This is a genomic window from Acinetobacter sp. GW821-FHT01E09, from assembly GCF_059422385.1.
The window spans coordinates 2,409,997-2,436,294 of record NZ_JBWKWU010000001.1; the positions used below are offsets into that span (position 1 = coordinate 2,409,997).

Annotated in this window: 21 protein-coding genes and 1 pseudogene; 5 read left to right on the forward strand and 17 right to left on the reverse strand. The window is 37.2% G+C overall.

The window, feature by feature from the left end:
* Window positions 1-124 precede the first annotated feature (124 nt).
* The 4 genes from sstT to AC07U8_RS11085 all read left to right on the forward strand — a co-directional run bounded on the left by sstT (window position 125) and on the right by AC07U8_RS11085 (window position 4,860).
* Complete coding sequence (gene sstT, locus AC07U8_RS11070; RefSeq protein WP_096734212.1) at window positions 125-1,321, forward strand: serine/threonine transporter SstT; 1,197 nt, start codon at window positions 125-127, stop codon at window positions 1,319-1,321.
* 32 nt (window positions 1,322-1,353) lie between these two features.
* Window positions 1,354-2,028: a YoaK family protein gene (locus tag AC07U8_RS11075; RefSeq protein WP_494737881.1), complete on the forward strand. Its 675-nt coding sequence runs from the start codon at window positions 1,354-1,356 to the stop codon at window positions 2,026-2,028.
* A gap of 15 nt (window positions 2,029-2,043) precedes the next feature.
* Window positions 2,044-2,580, forward strand: a complete 537-nt coding sequence (locus AC07U8_RS11080) for a DUF2058 domain-containing protein (RefSeq protein WP_004821753.1) — start codon at window positions 2,044-2,046, stop codon at window positions 2,578-2,580.
* A gap of 192 nt (window positions 2,581-2,772) precedes the next feature.
* Window positions 2,773-4,860, forward strand: coding sequence for a TonB-dependent receptor plug domain-containing protein (locus AC07U8_RS11085; RefSeq protein WP_494737882.1), 2,088 nt, complete (start codon window positions 2,773-2,775; stop codon window positions 4,858-4,860).
* A 129-nt stretch (window positions 4,861-4,989) separates the two neighbouring features.
* Here AC07U8_RS11085 and AC07U8_RS11090 read toward each other — a convergent pair whose 3' ends face one another.
* The 15 genes and pseudogenes from AC07U8_RS11090 to AC07U8_RS11160 all read right to left on the reverse strand — a co-directional run bounded on the left by AC07U8_RS11090 (window position 4,990) and on the right by AC07U8_RS11160 (window position 22,325).
* The gene (locus AC07U8_RS11090; protein ID WP_034616781.1) at window positions 4,990-5,730 is read right to left on the reverse strand and encodes an adenosylcobinamide-GDP ribazoletransferase; all 741 of its coding nucleotides are present in this window, start codon (window positions 5,728-5,730) and stop codon (window positions 4,990-4,992) included.
* Complete coding sequence (locus tag AC07U8_RS11095) at window positions 5,727-6,338, reverse strand: histidine phosphatase family protein (protein ID WP_004821760.1); 612 nt, start codon at window positions 6,336-6,338, stop codon at window positions 5,727-5,729. Before AC07U8_RS11095 ends, AC07U8_RS11090 begins: the two co-directional genes overlap by 4 nt.
* A gap of 30 nt (window positions 6,339-6,368) precedes the next feature.
* Window positions 6,369-7,421 (reverse strand): nicotinate-nucleotide--dimethylbenzimidazole phosphoribosyltransferase, encoded by a 1,053-nt coding sequence (cobT, locus tag AC07U8_RS11100; protein WP_494737883.1) that lies wholly within the window; start codon window positions 7,419-7,421, stop codon window positions 6,369-6,371.
* 80 nt (window positions 7,422-7,501) lie between these two features.
* Window positions 7,502-8,014, reverse strand: coding sequence for a bifunctional adenosylcobinamide kinase/adenosylcobinamide-phosphate guanylyltransferase (cobU, locus tag AC07U8_RS11105; protein ID WP_419359718.1), 513 nt, complete (start codon window positions 8,012-8,014; stop codon window positions 7,502-7,504).
* The gene (locus AC07U8_RS11110) at window positions 8,002-8,670 is read right to left on the reverse strand and encodes a 2'-5' RNA ligase family protein (RefSeq protein WP_096734217.1); all 669 of its coding nucleotides are present in this window, start codon (window positions 8,668-8,670) and stop codon (window positions 8,002-8,004) included. Before AC07U8_RS11110 ends, cobU begins: the two co-directional genes overlap by 13 nt.
* Window positions 8,671-8,770: 100 nt before the next feature.
* On the reverse strand, window positions 8,771-9,445 hold the full coding sequence (locus AC07U8_RS11115; RefSeq protein WP_096734218.1) for an HAD family hydrolase: 675 nt from the start codon (window positions 9,443-9,445) through the stop codon (window positions 8,771-8,773).
* 58 nt (window positions 9,446-9,503) lie between these two features.
* Window positions 9,504-11,102 (reverse strand): annotated as a pseudogene (locus AC07U8_RS11120) (histidine-type phosphatase).
* 70 nt (window positions 11,103-11,172) lie between these two features.
* Window positions 11,173-12,468 carry an MFS transporter gene (locus AC07U8_RS11125; protein WP_494737884.1) on the reverse strand — a complete coding sequence of 432 codons (1,296 nt, stop codon included), beginning with the start codon at window positions 12,466-12,468 and terminating at the stop codon, window positions 11,173-11,175.
* Window positions 12,469-12,608: 140 nt separating this feature from the next.
* Complete coding sequence (locus tag AC07U8_RS11130; protein ID WP_419262994.1) at window positions 12,609-14,885, reverse strand: TonB-dependent receptor; 2,277 nt, start codon at window positions 14,883-14,885, stop codon at window positions 12,609-12,611.
* Between the two features lie 10 nt (window positions 14,886-14,895).
* Entirely contained in the window at window positions 14,896-16,149 is a 1,254-nt protein-coding gene (locus tag AC07U8_RS11135) for an MFS transporter (RefSeq protein WP_494737885.1), read from the reverse strand.
* Window positions 16,137-16,517, reverse strand: coding sequence for a hypothetical protein (locus AC07U8_RS11140; RefSeq protein ID WP_419262996.1), 381 nt, complete (start codon window positions 16,515-16,517; stop codon window positions 16,137-16,139). The genes AC07U8_RS11135 and AC07U8_RS11140 overlap by 13 nt, the downstream gene beginning before the upstream one ends.
* A 9-nt stretch (window positions 16,518-16,526) precedes the next feature.
* Entirely contained in the window at window positions 16,527-17,165 is a 639-nt protein-coding gene (locus AC07U8_RS11145; protein WP_096734224.1) for a GNAT family N-acetyltransferase, read from the reverse strand.
* Window positions 17,166-17,270: 105 nt separating this feature from the next.
* Window positions 17,271-19,079: an IucA/IucC family protein gene (locus AC07U8_RS11150; protein WP_209826090.1), complete on the reverse strand. Its 1,809-nt coding sequence runs from the start codon at window positions 19,077-19,079 to the stop codon at window positions 17,271-17,273.
* Window positions 19,076-20,548 (reverse strand): lysine N(6)-hydroxylase/L-ornithine N(5)-oxygenase family protein, encoded by a 1,473-nt coding sequence (locus AC07U8_RS11155; protein WP_494737886.1) that lies wholly within the window; start codon window positions 20,546-20,548, stop codon window positions 19,076-19,078. The genes AC07U8_RS11150 and AC07U8_RS11155 overlap by 4 nt, the downstream gene beginning before the upstream one ends.
* Entirely contained in the window at window positions 20,541-22,325 is a 1,785-nt protein-coding gene (locus AC07U8_RS11160; RefSeq protein WP_494737887.1) for an IucA/IucC family protein, read from the reverse strand. The genes AC07U8_RS11155 and AC07U8_RS11160 overlap by 8 nt, the downstream gene beginning before the upstream one ends.
* Before the next feature lie 795 nt (window positions 22,326-23,120).
* Here AC07U8_RS11160 and AC07U8_RS11165 point away from each other — a divergent pair.
* Entirely contained in the window at window positions 23,121-24,440 is a 1,320-nt protein-coding gene (locus tag AC07U8_RS11165; RefSeq protein WP_096734228.1) for an NAD(P)/FAD-dependent oxidoreductase, read from the forward strand.
* A 110-nt stretch (window positions 24,441-24,550) separates the two neighbouring features.
* On the opposite strand, the gene aqpZ is transcribed toward AC07U8_RS11165, so the two are convergent.
* Together aqpZ and AC07U8_RS11175 are read right to left on the reverse strand one after the other, a co-directional pair.
* Window positions 24,551-25,243 carry an aquaporin Z gene (aqpZ, locus tag AC07U8_RS11170; protein ID WP_096735517.1) on the reverse strand — a complete coding sequence of 231 codons (693 nt, stop codon included), beginning with the start codon at window positions 25,241-25,243 and terminating at the stop codon, window positions 24,551-24,553.
* A gap of 343 nt (window positions 25,244-25,586) precedes the next feature.
* Complete coding sequence (locus tag AC07U8_RS11175) at window positions 25,587-25,916, reverse strand: YcgJ family protein (protein WP_419263082.1); 330 nt, start codon at window positions 25,914-25,916, stop codon at window positions 25,587-25,589.
* Between the last annotated feature and the right edge of the window lie 382 nt (window positions 25,917-26,298).

Genomic DNA, 26,298 nt, shown 5'->3' on the forward strand with positions numbered 1-26,298 from the left:
AGCTACATATTTTTTAATATCTTAATTTTTATGGCGAAATTGTATTATTTAAGTTTTCGCTTTTAGGTATAGAATACGCGGCTTGTTCATCGATTTTAGACCAGTTTAGGCATAAAGGTTCAACATGTTTGCTGTCCTAGCACGTTTAAGTTTAGTTACTCGTATTCTTATTGCCATTATTCTTGGTTTTATAGTTGCGTATCTATTCCCCAATTCAGCCCAATATTTTATTATTTTAGGCGAGCTTTTTATTAAAGCATTAAAATCCATTGCGCCAATTCTTGTATTTGTATTGGTTCTTGCTTCAATCGCCAACTTTAAAGTTGGTGAAGGTGCAAGTAATTTAAAACCAATTCTTGGCTTATATGCTATAGGTATGCTATTGGCTGCCATTAGTGCAATTACCATAAGCATGATGTTTCCAAGCACTTTAATTTTTACCCATGCAAGTGATGCAGCTTTACAGCCACCAGGTAGCGTAGCGGAAGTATTAAAAAATTTACTCCTTAGTTTTATTACCAATCCAATAACAGCGCTACATGAAGCGAATTTCATTGGAATTTTAGCATGGGCTGTAGGTTTAGGCGCAGCACTTCGTCATGGTTCAGAAACCACCAAACAAGTCATTACAGATGTTGCGGATGCAATTAGCGCGATCATTCGAGTCGTGATTGCTTTTGCACCAGTAGGTATTTTTGGTCTGGTTGTTGCAACTTTTGCACAAGCGGGTTTAGAAACCTTAAAGAATTATGCACACTTGATTGCAGTACTTGTAGGCACTATGCTTTTTGTTGCACTTGTTATCAATCCACTGATTGTTGCTGTCGTGATGCGAAAAAACCCGTATCCGTTGGTGCTAAAGTGTTTAAGAGAAAGTGGAATCACTGCATTCTTTACCCGTAGTTCTGCCGCCAATATTCCAGTAAACCTTGACTTGGCAAAACGTTTAGGGGTAAATGATACCACTGCAAACGTTGCAATCCCTTTAGGTGCAACAATTAACATGGCGGGTGCAGCTGTGACAATTACAGTACTGACCCTAGCGGCTGTACATACACTTGGTATTCAGGTTGATATTGTCACTATGGTGATATTATCTATCGTATCTGTTGCGTCAGCATGTGGTGCTTCTGGTGTTGCAAGTGGTTCGTTGTTGTTAATTCCTATCGCTTGTGGTTTATTTGGTATTCCTTCAGAAATCTCAATGCAAGTGATTGCAATTGGTATGGTGATTAGTGTGCTTCAAGACTCAACAGAAACAGCATTGAATTCCTCGACTGATGTCTTATTTACAGCAGCAGTTGATCTTTCTAAAAAGTAATATACAGCGTATATGAACAAAAAGAAGGAATTATGCCTCTACAGTATTTGCCCGTTTGGATTCAACTAGGTGCGTTTATGCTTGCAGTCAATGCAGGCATAATTAATGTACTTGGTTTAATTACCGTCCTTCATCAATCCATCTCTCATATGACGGGCAATGCCAGTTTATTTGCGCAAGCGCTTATTCATCAACAATATGATCATGTACTTTATCTTTTGCTGGTGATGCTCAGTTATGTGAGTGGTTCAAGTTATAGTGGCTTTATTTTAGGCAATAGCAATTTTAAACTCGGACGCAGATATGGTGTTCCACTGAGTCTTGTCAGTGTATTTATTTTACTTTGCTGGTTGTTTATTCCTTATTATCCCAAATATGCTTTACTCTGGGCAAGTACCGCAATGGGAATGCAAAATGCCATGGTCAGCCACTATAAAGGTACGATTATCCGCACCACTCATCTCTCAGGGGTTTTAACCGATCTTGGTTTGGCTTTAGGCTATCTTTTTCGAGGCCTCGGTATTGAAAAGCGCCGTGTCACATTACATTTATTGATTCTTTGCGGATTTATTCTGGGTGGGCTGATTGCCAGTATCGTGTATCCTTATTTACAATTAAATTCATTCCTTATCCCTGCTGGATTAAGTTTAATACTCAGCTTAACGTATTGGTTTATTTATTTTCGGCATGGTTCGAAACACATTTAATGGTTGGTTATTGTTATGGTCAAAAACGCATTGCAAGCACAGTTACTCAAAGCTGGCTTAGTGGATAATAAAAAAGCAAAGAAATTGTCAAAGCAGGCACAGCACGAGCAACGTACAGGTCAGAGTAATGAAGCTGAGCTTAAAGCTAAAATTGAACAAGACAAACAAGAGAAAATCAGTAAAGACCAAGCGCTGAATCAAGAGAAACAACGCATTTTAGATGAAAAAGCCTTAAAAGCTTCAATTATCCAAATGATTGGTCAACATAAAATCACAGATACAGATGGCGATGCGGTCTATCAGTTTATCGATGGTTCGGTTAAGAAAATCTATATCAATCAGCAAGTTTATAATGCCTTGGTTTCAGGCAGCTTGGTGATTGCACATGACAATAATGATGCCTACGCAATTTTACCCAAAGCTTTGGGTGAACGTATCAATGAAAAAATGACTGGATTTATTATTGTCAATAATTCTGAGAAGAATGAACAAGTGACAGATGAGGAAGATCCTTATGCTGCTTATGTTATTCCAGATGATTTGATGTGGTAATCCCCTGTTCTATTTTTCAGTTTATATTTTTAGAAATTTCATCAGCCTAATGCTTCAATCATTAGGCTTTTTTTTGATTAAAATAAAAAAATTCAGCATTAAATTTATTTTTCATCCATGCGCTTTTCCTCAAAATTTCTACATAATTGTGCGCTAATCTTACGCGAAATTACATAAACGGAACGATGCAACATGCACCGTACAAAACTTTACTGGGGTACATTGAGTACTTTAAGCCTTGCAATATTCGCCATCACCTCTGCAAGCCTTGCAAATGATGAAACGATATCTGCAAATAAAACCACTGAAGCGACTCAACTTAAAGAAAATGAATCACCAAAACAATTAAAAACCTTGGTTTTTGCAGCAGAGCAAGCACCTACTAAAGATCCTGATATCAGTGTGGTCGCTAAAACCATTGTAACACGCGAAGAAATGCTGCAATTCGGCGATCAATCGGTCAATGATGCTTTAAGACGTGCAGCAGGTTTTCAAATGCCAACACCTGGACAAGGACCACGTGGATCAAGCGGTTCAGGCAGCATGCGTTTTCGTGGTGGTGGCGCACCAGTATTTTTGATTAATGGTGAAGCCGTACAAGGTGGACCACGTGGTGGTATGTCTATTGTTGACTCAATTACGCCTGAAATGATTGAACGGATTGAAATCACCAAACAACCCAGTGTAGCTCAAGCCTCAGTTGCATCTTCCGCAGTAATCAATATCATTTTAAAAGAACCCTTAGACGATGCTCGAATCAGTGGCAATGTTAAATTAGGATATGGCATCACCCAATCGGATCAAAAAGAAGAACAGCGTAAAAATATCAGTGTACAAGCAGATGGGCGTGATGGTGCATGGATTTACAGTGTTTCAGCCAATCAAATGTGGAATGACAGCAAATCAAGCACAGAAATTGAAAATATAAATGGTACACGCCAACAAATACGCACTACCAATCGTACAAATACCATGTTTGCACCACGTGTTGAATATCAAATTGATGATCAACAAAAACTGGTTTCAGAAATTTTTTATCGTAAGAATGAAAGTGATGGCTCTAGTAGTAATCAAGTTCAAAATGATAAAAATGACAGTATTCGTTTAAATACCCGTTATGAGCGTAAAGATAAAGGTGACTCAGACAAAGTTCGCTTGTCTATTGAAAAGCAAAATGAAACTGAATCCACTCGTTCCAATCAATACAGTTCTTATATTGATGAAACTGTGAATGAATATGGCTTAGCTTATGATGGGGTACGCAAGTTTGACGAAAGCAAACAAGTAAAATTTGGACTTGATGCGCGTGCCAATGCGCTAGCAAGCAATATTGCTGATACATTAGATGAGCAACGTTATGCACTTTATTTGGAAGGCAGTTGGAAGTTTTCAAAACGTCAAACGCTTACCGTGGGTGCGCGTCAGGAATGGTTAGAACGTTCAGGCTTGGTTGAATACAGTGATCAAAACCTCAGCCCTGTGCTTGCACACCGTTTTGACTTTAGCGATCAATGGTCTTTGCAAACCAATATTAGCCGAGCCTTTAAAAGTCCAAATAGTAACAATCTCATGCCGACTGTTTCCATTTCAACAGATGCTGATGCAGGCACTATCAATAATCCAGACCGTGGTGGTAATCCCAATCTTCGACCTGAAAAAATTACCGCACTGGAAACGACCTTGGGTTATAACACTACTGCAGGTGGCGTAAATATTACGGCTTTTCATCGAGATATTGATGATTATATCGAAAAAGTGATTCGTCAAGAAGGCACACGCTTTGTTGAACGTCCGTATAACCAAGACCAAGCAACAACCTATGGCGTAGAAATTTCAGGTCGCTATGCTTTAAAACAAACCGAAAATGGTCATTCATTTATGTTGAATGGACAATTATCGACGGTACGCGCCAAAATCGAAGATACCGACCATAATACCCGTTTAGCCAGTGATGTTGCCCCTTATACAGCAAGTACAGGCGTTTCATACAATTACCAGCCTTGGCAATTGGCAAGCAGTATTAATCTAAGCTACACGCCTGAATTTACCCGCGCTTTAGACAATCTTCCCTATGATCGTACAACCAATCAACGTGTAAATGTGGATATTAGTGCGACAAAACGCTTCCCTAAAGGCTGGGCAACCACACTGAGTGCTCGTAATATTTTGAGTACAGATTACAAAGAGCGCTTAAATAATCAAAGTGATGGTGCTTTATATGAAGCTCGGGTCAATGATGCTATTCCAAGCTTCTTGTTCAGTGTAGAGAAAAAATTCTAATTTTGATTAGTACAGGTAGATAAATCAAAATTTTATCAATTATTTATTGATAAATAATGAGTAGATAAACATAAATAAGTGATCAATTTAAAAACCGAAGTTTTAAAAACTTCGGTTTTTTTAATCTGATTAAATATAAAAACCACAAATGATAAAACAGAGTAAACAGACGGTTTCTGCGATTTCTATACTGGCACCAATGGTGTCACCCGTAATCCCATCGATTCGTTGAATAAACTTATAGCGTAGATAAATTAAGGTGAGGATAAAAATTGTCGCCGTCACTAAACCAACCCAAACAAAATAACCCGCACCCAATAAACTGATACCAAAAATGATCATTGCCCAAGTTTTAGGAATATATTGAGCAATGGACCAGCCTAAGCCCTTTTCACGGACATATTCAGTGGTCAGAAATAAAAATAATGGTGTTAAACGCCCTAAAATAGGAAATAGAATCAAAGCAGTATAGTGTTGTTCCTGTAATAACACATACAGTGCAGACCATTTAATCAAACAGATAACAATTAAACTCAGCACACCAAACGGTCCACATGCTGGGTCTTTCATAATTCTTAAGGTATTTTCTTTATCACCAAAGCCACCGACCCAAGCATCCGCAGTATCCGCTAAACCATCTAAATGTAAGCCACCTGTGAGCAAAATCCAGATGACCAGAATAATGGTACTGAGTAAAACTACAGGCAAAACATGTAGAAAACTGGCAACGGCAAACAGAACCAAACCAATCAAAAGTCCAATCACTGGATAAAATAGCAGTGACTGACCATTTTGTTTTGGCGAAGGCATATTTTTTAAATAAACAGGGAAAATCGTTAAAAATTGCAATGCAATAAAAAATGGGGTCATTTATTGCTCTCCAATAACTCTAACTGCATGGTTTCGCTGTCCAACATAAAGCGATTTAATTGCCCAAGCTCAGCAGACATTTTTAAAATATCATCAAGAGATTGTTGTAGCGCCATACATTTTAAAAGCTTAATCACACCACCATGCGTCACAATCAAAGCTGTTTGACTTTGTGTAATCAGCATTTGCTCTTTGATCGCTTGTAATGCTTGCTTAATTCGATACTGAAAATCTAAATATCTTTCAGCATTTGGTGGAGTATAACGTGTCGGAGATTGCCAAAAATTTTCCAATAACTCAGGCGTTTTTGCATAAATCTGCTGTGTTGAAATACCTTCCCAATCACCAAAATGAATTTCTTGTAATCGATGATCTTGCATCAGTGGTATTTGAACTTGTTCAGAAAGTCTCTGTGCAAATGAGAAACAGCGCTTTAAAGGCGAGCTAAACATAAAATCCCATTGTGTTTGCACAGAGGATTGATCATAGGAAATGGTCTGATGCATTTGTTGCCAGCCCAATTCTGTCAATTCATCATCAGTCGAACCACGCAAAGTATGATTCAGCGTAGTTTCCCCGTGACGTAATAGATCAATCCTCAGTTTCATGCATATGCTCTTTTTGAATTATGAATAAATTTAAACTTTCTCGCCAATCACCGCAGCTTCTGCAAAGGTGGCCATGTTGTTATGTAAACTACATGCCAGCTTAATCACACCTAAAGCAGCACCCGCACCACTGCCTTCCCCTAAACGTAAATTAAGCTTTAATAATGGATCAGCATTCAATTCTTGTAATAGGCGTTGGTGCCCATATTCAGCAGACTGATGACCGAACAACATCCATTGTCGAACTTCAGGATTGAGTCGTACCGCGACTAATGCCGCCACAGAACTAATAAAACCATCAACAATTACAGGCATCCCGAGTTGAGCACAGCGAATATAAGCTCCTGTCATTGCAGCAATTTCTAAGCCACCTACAGCACACAAAGCTTTAAATGCATCATTTCCAACATAATTTTTATGTAATTCAAGTGAATGCTGAATGATATTTTTTTTATGAATCAACTGATCAGCGCGAATCCCCGTGCCTACACCTGTCAGTTGCTCAGCAGGTTCATTTAATAAGAAACATGCAATCGCTGAAGCTGAACAGGTATTTCCAATCCCCATTTCTCCAGCAATATAAATTGAAGCACCCTGTGCAATGGCTTTTTCTACACTCTCACGACCCAGCACCATGGCTTGCTGACATTGTTGCTCAGTCATTGCCACTTGTTGAGCAAAATTGGCAGTCCCTTGAGCAATACTATAACGCTCAACGCCTTGATATTGGTAAGCTTCACCTACCGTGCCACAGTCAATGACTTGTAAGGTCGCAGCATATTCTTTAGCAATTACACTGATACACGCGCCACCTGTTGCAAAGTTTTGCAGCATTTGGCGAGTTACCGCTTGTGGATATGCAGAAATATTTTCAGCCATTACCCCATGATCACCTGCGAAAATCGCAATCCAAGGTTTATCTACATTGGGTTTTGAGTTACTTTGCAAAGCAGCCAACTGCACGGCGACATTTTCCAAAACAGACAGTGAGCCTGTTGGCTTGGTCAATTGCAATTGACGTTCTTCAGCCTGCTGTTTTGTTTCTGCGTTTGGCACTTTACATGCTTCTAACCACCAATTCATTGTTGCTCTCCATCTCATATTTTAAAAGTTCATTGTTAATCGTTAAAATGCTCAAGTTTATATGATAAAAATCACAATATTTATCCTTTTAATAACATCGGGAAACCTGCGATGCAAAACACTACTTTATCAGCTATTTGGCCTAATAGTTGATGTAAACGTCCTGATTCATCAACAAATTTTCGGGTTATTTCACCCATTGGTATAACACCGAGTCCTGTTTCATTGCTAACTAAAACAATTTGAGACTTTAATGTAGGTAGAATTTTCAGCAATTTTTCACATTCGATACGCTGAAGATTTGAGTTCTCATGCATCAATAAATTACTCATCCATAAGGTTAAGCAATCCACCAAAATCACTTGTTCTTGTTGATCTATGTGTTTTAAACAATCGGCTAGATAAAGTGGTTCTTCAATCAGTCGCCATGCATCAGGTCGTTGTGTCTGATGGTGTGAAATACGTTGTCGCATTTCATCATCCCAAGCTTGGGCAGTAGCAATATAAACAACTTGTAGATTTGAGTCTTTTGCGATCTGTTCAGCTAATTTACTTTTGCCTGAACGCGCACCACCTAGGATTAATTGCAACATAAATTTGACTTCCAAGATCCATCTGTTTTTTTCGGATTGAGTATAAGCTGATGTAACGTAGCTAAAGGCCCCTGTAAGACTTGCGCTTGATATATACCAAAATTAAGCTGATCAATGCCAATTTCAAAACTTTTTTGATCAATCGTTTCGATAGCCTTAAATATTTGTTGCGCTTTAAATTCAGCTGAATACAAACCTAAGGTGATATGCGGGCAATAATCTAAAGCAGCAATTTCATGGCTTGGATAGGATAATAATTGTCGAATATTGCTTAGGCTATTTTCATGATCTTGAATTTCTATAAATAAAGCACTGCTAAAACTATTTATTTTTCCTGTTGTTAATTTAAAACTATTTAACTGGTTTTGGCTCAAAATTTTAAGCTGTTGTTGAAATTTGCTTTGGATAAAATCATCATCAAATTGCTTTTTATCTTCCGTTAGAAAACCACAAATATACAATGTGATATGAAATTGGCGTGTATTGGGGTGCAATAAATAGTTTGAGAATTTTTCTGTTAAATCGCTTAAATAAGCCAATAATTCAGGATGATGAATTTCGATATACCATAAGGCGTAGTGTTTTCTCCCTTTATGCCACTCGGGATAATCATGTGTCTCAGTTGGAGTTGTTAAACTTTGAGAACCTAAAAACACATCAAATTCACATTAATTTTAATGCTTCTATTAAAGCACGTAATTATCATGTTTAAATCTTGAATTGACTGAGTGTTGTTCAATTGAAAATGAATTTTATTCAGTCAGACTTTATGATTGATTGATAAAAATCCAACATAGATTCAAAGTAGTAATCTGCTCTTGCCAGCATGGTCTGATTTGGCGCTTTAATATCCTCAATCAAAATTGTTACTCCCCCAGCCAAATGTGCTGAAGTAATCCCATTTTCAGAATCTTCAATCATCAAGCTGTGTTGCGGATTTAGATTTAATAAGGTGCAGGCTTTGTTAAAAATTTCTGGATGTGGTTTACCTTGTATCACGTCATCGCCACAGACCAACAAGGTAAAATAATGATCAATTTTTGCAAGTTTTAAATATTTTTCAGCAATTTTTCGGGTACTCGATGTAGCGACAGCCAATCGGATATTTTGAGATTGCAAATAAGCTAATATTTCTAAAAGTCCAGCTTTCACTGGTACGCCTTGCGACAAAATCATCTCAAGTTCAATTTGTTCAGCACGTTGCCGAATGTGCTGGTAAGGGATATCTTGGCCATAAAACTTTTGTGCTAACTGTTCTGAGCTTAACGCATTAAGCCCTAAACATTGCATCAAATAATCTAAGCTAAATTCTACACCGATGATTTCCAAAGACGCTTGTTTTAACACATCAAACCTAAGCCGTTCAGTGTCCAGCATCGTACCGTCCATATCAAAAATAGCAGCTTGAATCGTATGTTGCTGGAATTTCACAGTGTTCCTTTTATAAACAAAAGGGAGAAACCCGTTCTCCCTCAAATTTTATAGCAATCTATTGAATACTATAACATTGTTTCAACTTTAAATAATCATAATAATAGCTGTTTACTTTATAGCGGGCATAATCACAATCTTTTTTAAAAGCAATCTCTTTTTCGTTATAGAGCATTTTTAACAAAGTCTGCCCTTGCGAATTCTGATAAATATCCCACTGTAAGTTTGCTGCCATCGGTGAGATATCTTCACCACGCCACGCACTATTTGAATAATTAAACGTCTACGTCAAGGGCACAGATTGCATCATCCCCTTTAACTCTAAGCTGGTGGCTAAAGGGATTATGATTTCAGCATGAGCAAATCTTAATACAGCAACATTCTTTTGTGTAATGCTCATAACATCATCAACTTGTTTAAATAAATCCTGTTTGAGTGATTTGGCAATATCTGTTGTTACAGCTTTGCCTGTATCAAAGCTTGGGCCCTTACTATAAAAATCATTGGCATCGTTATATTGCGCATAAAACTTAGCCGCTTCAATTGGCATATATTTTTTAAAATTTGTCGCCCCAAGCTCGTCTTGCATTCCGCCAGTGATTGAATACAACTCGTACACATAAGCAGCAGCATCTACTGCACTGGCAATGGTATTTTTCCCCTTTCCTTTTTCAGTAATCTGTTCACCTTTAGGGCTTGTTACAGTGAATGATCCTGAATTACTAAAGCTATAGCCAGTTTGACCAATTTTTTGAATAAACGCTGTTTTAAAAATTGGGTTTAATACTTCTGTTGCGATTTTCTGCGCATTAGGATCTGCACTTAACTCTTTTATTTTTTGTTTTAAGTTAACGTCATTCTCTTCAAAATCTTGATATTTTAAACTAGCCGCATAGACTGTTTTGTCTAAATCCGTTTTGACATTGGCCAAATCGTCTTGTGCATTTAAACTATGAAAATACAGATGAAAGCGATTTACCCCGCCATCGACAATACTTGGTATAGAGGTACTGTTGAGGCTTTGATAGCTTGCTGGTGTAATTGTAGTCTTTAAACTTGGCTGCTGTTTCAACAATTCATTGGTAAAAAATTTAGCACTGTCCACCGCACGATCCACACCCGAGCTAACGATCTGTACAGATTTACCTTGTTGACTGGCTTGATTAAACAATTGTGGTAAGCGTTGTAATAAGCGATCTGCAATACCCTGATGTTCTTTAATACCTACAGAAGTTTCGTTGCCATAGCCATACTGGCGTATACCTTCCACTCCATAACCCAATAGAATATTGGCTTTCATCATGGCTTCTAAATCAGCACCCAATTGTTCACCCAATGGCGTTAAGGCATTTTCCTGTTTTGCTTTTAACCACATGTTGTATAAAGCTAAATCATATTTAATACTCGATAGACCTCGTGAACCATGTCGAGCAACTAATTCTGTAAAAACTGCACGATAACCTACGGGCATTGCTTCATAGCTGCTTAATTTCTGCTGTGGTTGATAGGGTTGTTTAGTCTGTAAATAAAGTGATGTATCTGCCTTAGGTGGCGTAACAACAGTTGAATTTTCATCATGATCATTATTGCAGGCTGTTAAAAATAGTCCTGAAGCAAAACAAATGATTAGCGAATGTTTAATTTTAAATGGTTTCATCATTGAAATGTCATATTTGATTTAATGCAGGCAAACTAATCAAAGAACATGACACTGGTATGACCATCCTCTATTTATTCCATTTAAAAACAACAAAATAAAAAGACAGCAATAAGAAAATACTAAGCAGTAAATAATATGGGAAAATAATGTTAAGTTGGTACAGCCCTGTGCTCATTAATGGTGCAACAACTAAACTGAGCGCTTCCGCCATGGTGCATAAAGCAGCAATTTTAGTTTGCAAATTTATCGAAACTGATTGTGATGCACCTGTGGTAAATGCAGGCATTAGACATGCCACAGCGATACCATAAAACACATAAGCCAACTGAAAAATCACGATCTGCTGGGTATAAATTGACAAGATCAACCCAATCAGCATTGAGCTTAATCCAACCATTAAAAGCTGTGTTAACGACCAGTTTAGCCATTTAGAAATCGCAATTTGCATCAAAACCGATACAATCCCCACAATCAACAAACATTGAGAAAAATAGAGGGCGCTTTGCTGAATGTTAAATTGAAATTTATCTTGAATATAAAAACCTGCAGTTAAATTCAAAGTAATAATCGCGATATATAAACTAAATCCGAGGATCAACCAAATCATTGATTTTCTTAGATCATCATCACTCAGACGAACCAATTGCGAATGATTAGAATCTTGCTGAGAAATCTCTTTTTGTAAAAGTGGGTCTTGGATATGCTGATCTTCATCAAAATGATAGGTTAAAGCCGAATGGTTTGGAGCATGACTTTTTGAATGTGACTGTTGAGCATTTTCCCCGTTGTGTTGATATAAACATACAATCAGCATACTCATGACAGTCAAAAGTAATACGGCGAGCCACAAAGGAATCAATATTCCCCAAATAATGAGTAATGTGGTTAAAAATGGCCCTAAAATTAGCCCTGCACTGTTTAAGGCACCAAAGCTTGCCATCTTTTGACTGCGTGTCGTTTCATCTAAATATCGCGTCATCACATAACTTTGTAATGCGATTTGCGGCATTGCCATAAAAAAGCCAATACTGCTTCGTGTAAGCAATAATAAAGTGAAAAGTAGTCCAATTGGCAAGCTATACATTAGTCCATAACTTAATACCCCTGCAAATAGCCCCCAAGTTATGCTCATTCCAATAAAACCGATACTCAATAAATAATAATGATTTTGAAGATTTGGTTTTTTAGAAATCCACATTGCAGTCAAACTCATCAGCAATGCACTGGCAGACACCATCAGACCTGTCTGAAGCTCTGAGATTTTTAATAGACGAATAAGAGGTGCGAGTAAAGGTAAAATCATGGATAAGCTGATCCCGTTGAGTAAGGTTGCCATCATCCAAATATCATTATTTTTATTCATTTGAATCTTCTAAAATATCAGACTTGACTGATTAGGAAAATTTTTATTGGATTTATATAATTACCCACGATTCAGTATTTTTCATCGAGATATTGCTCAATAAAAAACCTCTTTCAAATTTTAAAGAGGCTTTATCTGGGTTAATACTTCAGCGTATAAGTTAAACCGTAGCTACGACCTTGTGCAGCCAAACTTGAAATGGCCCCATAGGTTGGCGCAACCGCTTGACTAAACACCGTTTTATAATCTGTATTCCATACATTATAAACGCCAAAACCTAATCTGCCTGGGCCTACTTTTGCACTGGTGATCACATCCATAATCGCAAACCCCTTAATCTCAGCGGGTTTTCGAATACTGCGGTCATTTAATGGATTGACATAGTCTTTAGCAGCCTGATCTGTACCCCCAATTGCTAAAGTCTGTACGCGTAAATTGATATCATCTGCAAATTGCCATTCTGAAAATAGCGTGCCTTTCAGTGGTGCAACCCGTACAGCATCAAGCTCTTGCCAATCACCGAGTATATTTTTAAATTGACCTCGTGTATAAGCAATGGTTCCTCCCATATTCCACATATCTGAAATTGCATATTTTACATTGGCTTCCAAACCATAAATGCGTTCATCGGTATCAATCACTTCAATATTAAAATTTGGGGCAGCATTAAACCTCACAGATTTATCAGAATCATTATAAAAAGCAGCCAGCCCTAGATTGAGTCCATTTTGCTCTTGTAGGCGCCAGCCGAGTTCATAATTATTCACTTTAATCGGATCAATATTATTACTGGTCACAACAAAACTTGCTGGAACATCTCGCAGCATCCGTTGTACGTCTGGAATACTAAAGCCTTGAGAAAAATTAGCAAAAATTTGTTGCGTATCATTTAAGTGATAAACCCCGCCCAAATTAAATAAAGTCGCATTATGTTTTACTTCACCACCTTTTAAACTTTTCGCCGTATAGCTAGGATCGAAGTCAGCGACAATACTTTCAGGGTACGGGGTAGAATCACTGACATCACTATTAATTCGTTCGTTACGCACGCCTGCCTGTATATTTATACGATCCGTAACTGCATAATTCGCTTGAACAAATGCACCCAGTTTTGCCACTTGAACATCTGGTCCCATCGCATAGTTTTTTGTCGCTTTATGATTTAAGCCATTACTCGCAATAAAAGTATTAGTATCATACCTTTGCCCTTCTTGACCATTTTTCTCATTTTCAAAATCTAAACCGTAACTTAACCCTAAAGCCCGATCTGCAACTTTAAAATCTTTCTGTAAGGCTAAACGTGATCCCCAAATATTAATATCGGTATTGGACTGCATCACAACAGGAATACTTCTATTAGGAGGAGGTAATTGCGGATGCGGTAAACTTACTGCGGTTGGAAACCATCTTGCCTGCTCTTTACGGTAGTAAGCTTCCAAGGTTAAGCTTTGCCCCAATACATCATTATGATTATATTGGGCGTGCGTTGACCAGCGTTTTGTTCTAGGTTGGTCTTCGAGTTGTAAGCCTTTTAATGCTTTTAAACTGGGTGTAGCTCCTCTAAATATGACAGATAAACCCTGACCATAATCAGGTCCATAATCACTGTCTTGTTCATCATTATAATATTGTGCGCCAACGGTTAAGTGCTGTTGATCTGAAATGTTCCAAGTGAGTTGTCCATTGACATCAAGGGTTTGGGTATCTTGACGATCTGTTTGCGCAACCTCAGGCCCAATACGATCGCCACGACTGTCTTGAATTTCACCCCGTTTAACATAGCCAACCCCCAAATTACCTTTGATGCGTTCTTGGTTAAACGAAACATTTTGTGAAGCTTCATAAGCCAAGGCATCGCCTTTAAAATTATTCCCTGAGGTTAGCCCCAATTTGGTTTCAAAACTTAAAGCTTCGTCACCGCCTTTTTTGGTAATGATATTGATAATACCGCCTGTTGCACCTGAGCCATAAATACTCGTTGCCCCAGACACAACTTCTATTCTGTCAATCATTGAAGGAAGAATGCTATTGAGCTGACGCGATCCATCCCGTGAACCTGTTTGTGGTATCCCATCAATCATATATTGCACCACACGGCCGCGCATGGTCATGCCATAGTTAGAGGTTGTACCAGTATTTGGCGTGAGTGAAGGAACCAATAGCCCTAAAATTTCTGCCGTGCTTTTACCCGCATTGGCTTGCTTTTCAATTTCGCTACGCTCAATACGATACACCGTCCCTGCAATGTCTGAAATACTTTTTGCAGAACGTGTTGCCGTGACCACGATGGGGGCTAGACTTTTTACGTCTGACCCAGTATTTTCAACTTTTTGAGTTGTAGGCTCTTGCGCATAGATCTGTGTCGCAATAGCCAAACTTAAACACGTCAGTTGTATTTGAATTGATTTTCTTTTCATGATTTATCCCTTACATCATCTCTGATCTTCGCGTTTTTTGTGATTTGGAAATAATGAGTTGTGAGAGAATCAAACTCACTACAGATGCAATAGCTAGAACAATATAAAAATTGCCATAACCTAATGATTTGGCCAGAAAACCTGAGCCAGCCCCGCCAATAAAATAGACCAGCAATTCAAAACACACCAAAATTGTAAAGTCGGTCCCAGCTTGCTCTTTTGAGCTACTCTGCATGAAATATGCATATAAAGAGGTCATTGCGATATAACGAATCGCAAGAAATGCAATCACGAAAACACCCAGCAAAAGATGCCACTGATTTAACCAGCCGAATAGAATAGCGACTCCCAAAAGTCCGTATAACAGCGTTCTCACCCATCCAGCCCAAACTAGTAATTGTGTTGCATTTCGCTTTTTGAGTAGCAATGCAGCAGAAACGGCTGCAAGCAATCCAACTCCTGCACCCACCACCGACATCAACACACCAATTTGTGAAAGTGACCATTTTTGATCAATCAGCATTGGATTGAGCATTGCCATTGCGGGGGCTTCTACAAAGCGATAACAAACAATTAAAAGTAATGCCCAACGAATTTCAGGGCGTTTAAATGCTCGAATTAAGCTCGGCGGGTTTTTAATTACGTGTTCTGAGTTTTTTTCTTGTATTTGAAAAACCGCAAACATCGTCAAAGCCGTCAAGGTCGCTAAACAAATCAGTGCTGTTTGCCACCCATAATATTGATACAGCCAAAGTGTTGCAGCACCACCGAGCATACTTCCAAGAGCAACACCAATGCTTTGCGCCATACTGCCAAAACGGTAATCTTGTGGTGAAAATGCTTCGACGGTATATCCATCAATGGCAATATCTTGGGTTGCTGCAAAACTCGATATCCATAAACCAATGATGACAAAGACCAGCAGCCCATAAGAAAACTGGGTCAATGCAAGTGCAATAATCCCTAAAACCAAAGCAATTTGAGTAAACAGCAGCCACGTTTTACGTTTGCCTAATTTTTTGACATAAAAGCGGTCAATAAGTGGTGCCCAAAAGAATTTGAATGCCCATGGAATATAAAGTAATGACAATAGTCCAATCCAGCGCAGGTCTACCCCTTGATGCCTTAAAATCGCAGGCAATGCCACATTGTAAAAATACAAAGGCAAGGCATGGGCTAAATATAAAACAACCACAACGCCTAGACTAAGTACGGAAACTTGTTGAGTAACAGATTGGTTTGATAAATTATTTATGCGTTGCATAGCCACCTCTGTACAGACCATTGCAATGCATCCGAGCGATCTAATGTCACATAATAAGGAACCTGCCATGCAACATGTAATGCTGGTGTATTGAGTCGTTCTAGATCGGCTTGATCTAACCCTATCCGCACTAAACCCACGCAGTATTTAAAAAAATTGGCTTTATTTTTTTTATACCACCTCGCTTGAATCTGACGGTATTCCTCTGGAAATGTAGTCCCTTTAGCACTTCTCATCACCAAAACAAAATTTTGCTGCTGGCGTAGAAATGTTTCAACTTCAGCCAACCAAAACTGAAATTCAACGATCGAGACATCTTTGGCGAAAATCATCTCTTTGATCTGAATATGTATAGATTGATAACTCATAGGACAAATTCAACTTACTGGATTTTGTATTTGTTGTTTTTGTGCTAAATATTGCTGAGATTGGATTAAATATTCACCAAATTTTTGGTAAAAAGTTTCTCTAAAACAATAATATAACATCGCATCTTTCTCTGGCATTGCAACAATACCCTGAGCCTCATAACACATTTCTTTGACAACTGCTGCGTAGGGTTTAACTGTTGAATCGGGTTCACCTACGATTTTCAACGAGTCTGTATATTCAAAAATGTAAAAATTTAATAAACGGGCAACTGTTCGAAGATAGCCTTTACCAAATGCCGATATTTCACCAAACAGCAAATGCCAGCCTAAATCTAGTTCATGCGCAGAATAATAACGACCTAATCGATCACGTTTTGCTTCATAGATTTCGGTATAACCCACATCTTGTCCTTCGACACCAACGATAAGTAAGCGGTGATGATCATCAGCCAATTGTTTTTCAAAATAGACCTTCAGATCTGTTTCTGATTTATTCAGTTGCCATTGTGGAATCACATGCGGTTCATGCATCCATTGATGTAATAAAGCCATATCATCAGGGTATTTCACTTGACGTAAATAAAACTGATTGCCGCTCTCATAATATTCATAAAAATCTGGTAATTGCTGTGATAAGGTTTTCATCACTTTCACCTTTATTGTATTTGTTAGATTATTGAGCTTTTGACTCGTGTTAAATCTAGGTATGACACAGATAAATACACACTCACTCTGCGCAGGCACGGTTTATCATGCTGGAGCAGATGAAAATTGTGCTGTCCAATTTTTTAAAGTCTCTGGGCTTACAGGGTTTGCAATCAAATCCAGAATGACCGGTACCGGGCGTTCTGCTTCATCGTTATAACTGGTGGTAAATAGACGAACACGATTTAAGCAAACCTTATTATATTGATGTCTAAACAGCGCAAACTTTTCAATTCTTGCTGCAAACTCTGGATGCTGTTGATGAAACTCAGCAATCACATTCGATACGGTTTGCCAGAATTCAATCTCATGATATTGTGGAAAATCCTGTAGAAATACATTACAGATATAGCGGTAATGCACCATAAATAAGCCAGTAAAAATAAAGTGACTGAGGTCTTGTGCTGAATGCCTCAATAAAATTTTAGCTTCATCTGGAAGATCGGCCACCTCAGGAAAATCCTCATCGACAAGATTCATATCGTCAATAAAGTCTTTGAGTACCATGGCTTTAGGTACCCCATTTTCATGAATTAACATGGTATTTTCACCATGTGGTGAAAATGCTAAACCGTATTTATAAAGGCAAATCAGGAGTGGCTGAATACTGACAGTAATGAATTGCTTGAGCCAATCTAATGGTACTAATTCTGAAGCTTGAATAAGTACAGTTAAAATGGAAAGCCCCTGAATATCACGGTGTAATAAGGCAGCTTGTGATAAAACCTGCTGATGATATTCAACAAATGGATCTACACTCTCACGCCATAAACAGCCAAATAACTCTTTGAATTGATAAGGCGCACCTGCAATGTGATCATAACAAGGTTGCTGAATGGTCAAAGTTGCAATCTCGCCTAAAAAAACTACACCCGTTTTTTGTAAATCTACATCTTGTTTTAAAATATTTTTCAACCACGCTGTAACCGCTGGTGCTGCTAAATTTCTTTGAGCAGGCAATCCGCGATAAACAGCGGTATTTAAAATACTCAATGGTAGTTTAATGTAATGACGTTGTGCATCTGATGTGTTACATAAAGTGCGAATTGATTGCATTGGCACATAATTATCCTGTCCAATTTTAAGTTCTACAATTTTTTGATCTACAATTTCATTGGCATAAGTTGGTACAATCCATTGGTGCCATTGCCAAGCATGTACAGGAACTAAATAATAATCCTCTGAATTTAAAACAAGGTTTTGCATTTTTTCGCGAAATTCTAGCAATTCCTGCTCGTCAAACTCATGGCAATATAACTGTCCTGCATACCATTCAGTGGTAGAACGAAATTCTGCCAAATCTCGATGCACAGCCAGCCATAGTACTTTGACTCTAGGTAAAATCTCAGGCGCTGAGTTCAAATAATCATCATAACCAAAACCCATTCGGCCCTTACTCATAATTAACCAAGGATGACCGCGCAACATCGCTTCGATTTGATAATGCGGTGCAGTCAGCACTGCCGAACTGGTTAAACGATTTTCATCCAGTACATGCGCTTCAGCTAACCATGTATTGTTCATCTCTTTAATTAAATAAGCTTTGGTAAAGGGTTTAACTTCAACCTGATTGGAAAAAGCGGCAATAAATTGATGCAAATTCCAAGCAGGCCTTTTCGTATCCAAAGTTAAATCACGTACTGAACCCTCTTGAATCCGCCAATGTCCCAATAAGTACTGTTGTGCATTAAACTGATAAATTCGGTCATCCAATCTCAATTGAAATACATCATCACCCAGACTTTCCGCCTGAATAATTTCTTCATATAAAAACTCAGCGATTGCCATTTCAATTAAGCGCTGGCCTGCACTTCGCCATTGTTGCTGATTAATTTGTAACTGTGCAAAACTCATATGCTGTTCTCAATATTCGAATATCGTTGATGGTTTTGTTGATGCTGAGAATGTTGTGTACTTGGGCTTTGAGATTGAAAATTGACATTTTTAACCAAATCTTCAACATGCTGAGCATGCACATGATGCTGTGTTGTGATATTTTTCGAGATCACTTGGACTTGCGGATTCTGCAAAGGATCAAAATGTTGGAAACATTGGGGGGCTGTTGCTAAGTCATATAGCACATATCCCACTAGCTGATTGGCAATTGTCGACGCACGATAAGCGCCTAAACCCAAATCAGGTGTGCCAACACCATGACTATGCATATCCATGTTCTGAACAAAAATTTTGCCAATACCAGCATATTCAGCAGCATAATTTGCTGAAATATTCCATTGTCCTTGTGGATTGGTTTTAATCAAGGGCTTCAGTTGCTTGAGAAATTGAAATTCAGGACGGCGATAGCCTGTAGCACAGATCACATAGTCACTGTCTAGACTGAACTGATTTAAAGTCACTCGATCTTGAAAAATCAGTCTAATTTTCCCCTGTTCCGTTAAAACAGCATCAATTAGGTTGGACTGACTGTGCAAATGCGTCGCTAAATCATTTCCAGCAAGATGTCGATGGTAAAGTTTCTTATATATTTCACGAATGGTTTGCGCACTGATTCCTTTATATAAAAGTGACTGTTTATTCAACTGTAAATCTTTATTGAGGTCATCAAAGCAATGAAAATGTTGACTATAATCTGGACTAAAATGTTCTAAAGCTAATGGCGTATATTCCATAGGGAAAAAACCATTGGCTCGTGTCAGCCAATTGAGATTGAATTTCGGTTTAGACACCTGATCGAATTGAAATTGACGATCGAATAAATCTACAAAGATTTCTGCCGCAGATTGCCCTGATCCCAGTACCACCACATTACCTTGTAAATTTTTTGGCTGATGCTCTAGATAATGTGCTGAATGTTTACATCGCTCTGGATAAGTTTGGATCAAAGTCTGCATACATGGTGGGATATAAGGTACATTTCCCGCCCCTAATACAATGTTTCGACAACGATAGCGCTGATAAATCCCCGCTTGAAAAACGAGAACTTCAAAGCCATAGGATTTGGGTACAATTTCTGTGACTACAGATAAATATTGAATATGTTCAATTTGATCTGCAACCCATTGGCAATAATGATTATATTCTTTACGAGGGATATGTGGTTGTTCCAAAAAATAGAACTTATAGAGTCGCTGTTGCGCTTTTAAATAATTGAGAAAACTAAATGGGCTGGTCGGATCTACCATAGAGACTAAATCAGCCATAAAAGGCACTTGCAACATTGTGTTTGGAAGCTGCATTCCTTCATGCCAATCAAACTGAGCTTGTTTTTCAAAAAACAGATATTTTAGCTTTGATTTTTGTTGTAACAAGCTGGCTAAACTCAAATTAAACGGTCCTAAACCCACAGCAATAAAATCAAGCATAAATTGCATCCTTTTGTTTTAGACATAAAGGATTTGGCAACTGAATATAAATTGATTGCTGTTCTACAGGCGCAATCAGTTCATCCAGCTCATATAAACGCGTGAGTAAATTCCCTTTATATGGCAAGGTTGGTTGATATAATAAGCCTTGTAATAAACTACTGTCAGGATACTGTTGATATAATTCCATCAATTTATCTTGCAATAGATCAATAAGTTGCTGTTCTGAAACACTCCCTGTTGCTCCAATTGCGTTGATCATGCCAAATAAAGTATTAGCAAAAAAATAATAGCTAAACCTTTCATCAACCAAAGTTTTTGGCCCAACAGCCTGCGCTTTTTCATCAAGTTCCGGGTATTCTTTTAATATTTCAGTGGCGTATTCTTTGATGTAATAAAAACCCTGATTGTCCCTTAACCATAAATTTTGAGGATACGCATTTTCCAATTCGACCAATACATTCTGCTGATGTGACTCAAATGCCATGCCATAGTGATAGTATAGATACATCATGGGAACTAAACTGATCGCTAAAAATCGCTCAAACCAATTTAAAGCAATTTTTTCTATACTTAGCTGCGGTTCTGCCTGTGCAATTTGTTCAAATAAATGATCAAAGCGATTTAATTTTTTTGCTGGATGATCTTGGCATAAGGAGGCAATACATGTCACTTGCTGCTGTCGATCAAAGGGTTGATCTCTAAAAATACAAATCGTTTCATTGACAATTGTTCCGTCGATGATTAACGCAGTCCATGCGGGGTCATGAATTGCTTTCAATGTAGGACAAGATTTTAAAATCGATTGACCTATTGGCCCCTGCCAAAGTTGACGCGTGATTTCTCCACGATGACATTCTTTGGCCAAATTGACTCGGATAGAGTTGGTAATCATCACGGATAGTGAAAGTTTCACCATCCACGGTGCTGAATAGCTGACCAATGTTCTCACGGATGTTGTTGCAGAAAAATGCCAAGCCTTTTCACCAAAATCAATCAGCTTTTTCTTGGCTTTTAATTCTTTATACCAGTCTTTAGTCTGTAAATAACGTGCTTGCCATGGATGCAATGTCAATAATTTATAGCTTGAATGTGTATGAATTAAATCTAATTCTGCTTCGCTCAAATACCATTGCATATGCTTTATGAGTTGGCTCGTGATTGGCTGATCTGATGTCGCACTTTCTGCCAGATATTCTGGTGCAACTAACCAATAATACAGTTGTGTTTGCCCCTTATGTTCTGGTGAGAACTTTAACCAATCTTCATGAACAAAACCTGTGCGACTCTTAGGCGCTGGATGCATACTGTGCCCGAGAATCAATGCTTGTTCTGTCTGAATGAAATCTTGCTTTGCTTGAATCAATTGGTCAAAATCATATTGACGCTGCTTTAAAAACTCAGCTAAAGCATCTCGACTTTGTATCCATTTTTCAACCAATGATGCTGAATCTAAGGATTCAACAGAATTTCGTAGCAGCTCTTCTAGAAGTAAGCACACCATCGCAATTGGACTAAACTTTTGCGTTTGTCCTTTATTAAAAATCTGCGGCAGTTTATCTATTCGATGTCGCCCTACAAGACTTCTATATGAAAGTGGTACATATAATTGGGATTGGATGGATTCCAATGGAATCATTAACAAGGTCAAGCCTTGGCTAAACGCAAGTTGTGTAGAGTTTTGCTGATATTTCTCCAGTAAAATTCTACTTCCTGTTTCTTGTGAGTATGCATTGATTAGGTGCTGCATCGCCAATCGGCTGGCAAGCTCTTTCATCTGACCATATCCTCTGTACAAGACTTTTTACTGCACTAAAAAGATCTAGAAATTTGATTTATGTTTTTCTTGGATCGTGTAGCTCTGCTTAACACAAAATAATGATAATCATTCTCATTTAATAATTCAATGCTATACCCTGCTTGTCTATACAGGTTTAACACTATGATTCTATGAATATTTATGATGAATTGGTCTTTTTCTTATGGTTTATATTTTAAAATTTTCAATTGTAATAAATGATAATATTCTCATTTAGAATTGAGAAATTTCATCGAAATTTTCATTTTAAGAGATTATTTAGCAAGTTTTATCGATCTATAACTTCACTAGCATATTTTAATATATTGCTTATCTATTGATTTATTGTGATATTTTTAATGAAAAAATAAAAAGAAGATTTAACAGCATACGGGAATTATCTCGCTTCTTTAAAATCATATCTCGTCTTTGCCAATTTTGCTGTTTTTAGTATTTCTTCACTGTAGCAACGTTTATACGGGATGTAGTTTTGATTGGTTAAGCTCGTAGAAACGATCACTTAAGAACCTCATTATTCTTAATCTTTTAAAGAGCTGTGCTTACTTGCTGTCGAAATTGATCGATTAGAACTTGATCAAAAGTTGAATGAATACCCTTTTTATACTGCAACAATTATCATGAAAAACAGTACTAAAATCTAGAAAAAATAATATAAGATATTGATTTTATAAGATAATAATCAAATAATTCTATCTTAGATGTATAAGGTGTATTATCTTAATTTTAGGATATAGAACAGAGCTATAAATTTTTATGTTAGAACAGAGTGATATTAATTTACCGATTATTATTATTGGCGCTGGGATAGCAGGAATTGCATGCGCTAGAAAATTACAAGAAAATGGTGAAAAAGTTACCATACTCGAAGCGAGATCTCGCATCGGTGGACGTATAGATTCATTGCAATCTGATGCCGATGTTTTTGATTTAGGTGCATCATGGATTCATGGTGTTGAAGATAATCCTATATGGGACATCGCCCAAGAAAATCATATAGAAACAACTGTATTTAACTATGATAAATCGCAATATTTTCATGAAAATGGGTTGTTATTTTCTGATCAAGAAGTGCAAGAGTTTGAATCTTATGTAGAGGAAATAGAAAAGCGACTTTCTCAAACACAAACGCTATCGGCCCTCAAGGCGACTGAAGAAATAATTTCTTCTTTACATTATTCAGGTAATACATTTTCAGAAGATTATCTTAAACAATTATTATTTAACTTTTTCAACCGAATAGCAAATGACCCATTTGCGACAAATCTTGAGCTACTTTCATCGAATTATAAAAATTTTGAAGGTTATTTTGAAGGCGACGAAGTTATATTTCCACATGGTTATGCTCAAGTTATAGATGCACTTTCACAAAAAATAGACATTCAATTCAATGTAGATGTAAAAAAAGTCATTTGTGAAAATGCTTATGTGAAAATTATTGATTCCAATGATAATTTTTACCTCGCTTCCCGCTTAGTGGTTACTGCCCCTCTCGGAATTTTAAAAAATAATCATATAGAATTTTATCCACCCTTACCAAATCACTATGCTCAATCTATTCAAGATATTGGGTTTGGGTCTTTCAATAAAGTGTTTTTTGAATTAGAACAACCACTTTCTTTTAGATCAAAAATACCGATAGACAAGATAAGTGATTTCTATTGGAATGAGATTGGCTGTTTTAATATTCTAGACTTATCTGGAATTTATAAAAAACCAATTTATTTAATGTTGTTCGGAGGAAAGCAATCAGAATTTATCGATAATTCTGCAGATCATGAAATATCAAACTTTATTTTTAGTAGCTTACAAAAACAATTCAACAATATTCCCCACACACCCAAAAAACTCATCATTACGCGTTGGGGTTCTGACCCTTATAGTTATGGTTCTTTTAGTTTTCCCTCACTAAAGCACACAGAAGACATTGTTAAAGTATTGCATCAACCAATTCGAGAAAAAATCTTCTTCGCCGGCGAACATTGTAGTTTGAAATATGCAGGTACTGTTCATGGCGCATATTTAAATGGCGATGCAACAGCTCAAAAAATATTAGGAATAGTTCAACCGATCTAAGACCATTATAAGAAGTAACTCTCATCGATTAATTTCTCTATCTCAACCATTAAAAAAACCTCCCGAGGGAGGTTTTCATATACCGTCTAGAATTAGGCGCATTGATAACGTTATTGGCTATTTTTTTGCTCAAAACACTTATAAATTAAAGCGCCAATTACAGCACCAATAATCGGTGCAACCCAGAAAAACCATAATTGACTCAGCGCAGCTGTTTCAGCAAATAGAGCCACTGCTGTACTTCGTGCAGGATTGACTGAAGTATTGGTAACAGGAATACTGATTAAATGGATCAATGTTAATGCCAAGCCAATAGCAATAGGTGCAAAACCAGCTGGCGCACGTTTATCTGTAGCACCAAGAATTACAATTAAGAAAATCGCAGTTAAGACGATTTCAATTAATAATGCAGAAAGCAAAGAATATTTTCCTGGCGATAAATCACCAAAACCATTTGTTGCAAATCCACCCGTACCTGTGAATCCTGCTTGACCTTGTACAATCAAATACAATATAAATGCCGCGAAGATACCACCAAGGACCTGCGCGATGATGTATGGCGCTAAGTCTTTTGCATTAAAACGACCGCCAACCCACAAACCGACACTTACTGCAGGATTAAAATGTCCACCTGAAATATGACCTAATGCATAAGCACCTGTCAGTACAGTTAGACCAAACGCGAGTGCAACACCGACAAAACCGATACCCAATTCTGGAAAAGCTGCAGCAAGTACTGCACTACCACACCCTCCAAAGACCAGCCAAAATGTTCCAATAAATTCTGCAAAATATTTATTCATGTTCATTACTTTTCTGTTCAATAAATCCATGCGAAATTTAGCAAAATAAATCACATTTTTAAACAAAAACATGAATTATTTTACAAAAAATACAAGTAATTGATGGAATGAATAAATTTATAATTTTTATAGCACAAACCCCTCGAGTGAAGGGTTTGCTAGACAAATTAAAATTCCAATTCAGAGGGGAAATAAGAAATGACTTAACTCATCTATTGGTAATTATTAACAGGTGGGTAAATTTATACAATCTTATTTTATAGAACACAGCATTCTAAAAATTTGAATATAAATAAAAAAGCCCACCTTAGGGTAAGTCATTGAGCCTATTTATGGCAAAGAACTACTTATTATTAAAAAGCTGATCTGTTATCTTTTTATCCACTTTGCTTCGATTTCCATTGTCAAAATATCGGTCTACATGGCATCGTTTTGTATTTGTATCGCAGAATACTCCATTTGAGAAAGTAAATGCAGAGCGATCAAAATTACCTTGTGAGAAAACTTTATTCGCCTTTTTAGTTCCTAAATATTGAGCTGTAAGAGACTTCGATACACCTTTCTTATCTACACAAATATATTGATCACAAATCACACCTTTTTTAGGTGAAATCAAACTCGTGCTTGTTTTAGCGATCGCTGAAGAACTAATGATTAAACATGTATAAGCAATAAGGTTGAGTAATCCTTTAGAAATTTTCACTTTTAAACCTGCAAAACAATACAAAAAAATAAAGTAAAATTATAAGATCAATTGGATTTAAGATATACAACAATTATGTTTAAACCTATATAAGAAAACACATTAGGCTTCTTTTATAAGATATTTTTAAAACGATAAATCAACATAAAAGCCCCACATCCTCGCCTTCTTTCAAAGTGAGAAGGCGATTTCAATAGCAATATGAATCACTCATTATAAACATTCATTCAGTTTAGAAATAATCTAGAGATATTATGATTAACAGCAGGATTATCGATAAAATCAAATAAGTATTGATATTATTAAAGCTCTTAAGATAATTTAACATTCGTCATTTCCCATAAGAATTTAA

Excerpts from the sequence above, each read along its gene's own strand:
- sstT (WP_096734212.1), top strand. The coding sequence starts at position 125 with ATGTTTGCTGTCCTAGCACGTTTAAGTTTAGTTACTCGTATTCTTATT.
- AC07U8_RS11075 (WP_494737881.1), top strand. The coding sequence starts at position 1,354 with ATGCCTCTACAGTATTTGCCCGTTTGGATTCAACTAGGTGCGTTTATG.
- AC07U8_RS11080 (WP_004821753.1), top strand. The coding sequence starts at position 2,044 with ATGGTCAAAAACGCATTGCAAGCACAGTTACTCAAAGCTGGCTTAGTG.
- AC07U8_RS11085 (WP_494737882.1), top strand. The coding sequence starts at position 2,773 with ATGCACCGTACAAAACTTTACTGGGGTACATTGAGTACTTTAAGCCTT.
- AC07U8_RS11090 (WP_034616781.1), bottom strand. The coding sequence starts at position 5,730 with ATGACCCCATTTTTTATTGCATTGCAATTTTTAACGATTTTCCCTGTT.
- AC07U8_RS11095 (WP_004821760.1), bottom strand. The coding sequence starts at position 6,338 with ATGAAACTGAGGATTGATCTATTACGTCACGGGGAAACTACGCTGAAT.
- cobT (WP_494737883.1), bottom strand. The coding sequence starts at position 7,421 with ATGAATTGGTGGTTAGAAGCATGTAAAGTGCCAAACGCAGAAACAAAA.
- cobU (WP_419359718.1), bottom strand. The coding sequence starts at position 8,014 with ATGTTGCAATTAATCCTAGGTGGTGCGCGTTCAGGCAAAAGTAAATTA.
- AC07U8_RS11125 (WP_494737884.1), bottom strand. The coding sequence starts at position 12,468 with ATGAATAAAAATAATGATATTTGGATGATGGCAACCTTACTCAACGGG.
- AC07U8_RS11130 (WP_419262994.1), bottom strand. The coding sequence starts at position 14,885 with ATGAAAAGAAAATCAATTCAAATACAACTGACGTGTTTAAGTTTGGCT.
- AC07U8_RS11135 (WP_494737885.1), bottom strand. The coding sequence starts at position 16,149 with ATGCAACGCATAAATAATTTATCAAACCAATCTGTTACTCAACAAGTT.
- AC07U8_RS11140 (WP_419262996.1), bottom strand. The coding sequence starts at position 16,517 with ATGAGTTATCAATCTATACATATTCAGATCAAAGAGATGATTTTCGCC.
- AC07U8_RS11145 (WP_096734224.1), bottom strand. The coding sequence starts at position 17,165 with ATGAAAACCTTATCACAGCAATTACCAGATTTTTATGAATATTATGAG.
- AC07U8_RS11150 (WP_209826090.1), bottom strand. The coding sequence starts at position 19,079 with ATGAGTTTTGCACAGTTACAAATTAATCAGCAACAATGGCGAAGTGCA.
- AC07U8_RS11155 (WP_494737886.1), bottom strand. The coding sequence starts at position 20,548 with ATGCTTGATTTTATTGCTGTGGGTTTAGGACCGTTTAATTTGAGTTTA.
- AC07U8_RS11160 (WP_494737887.1), bottom strand. The coding sequence starts at position 22,325 with ATGAAAGAGCTTGCCAGCCGATTGGCGATGCAGCACCTAATCAATGCA.
- AC07U8_RS11165 (WP_096734228.1), top strand. The coding sequence starts at position 23,121 with ATGTTAGAACAGAGTGATATTAATTTACCGATTATTATTATTGGCGCT.
- aqpZ (WP_096735517.1), bottom strand. The coding sequence starts at position 25,243 with ATGAATAAATATTTTGCAGAATTTATTGGAACATTTTGGCTGGTCTTT.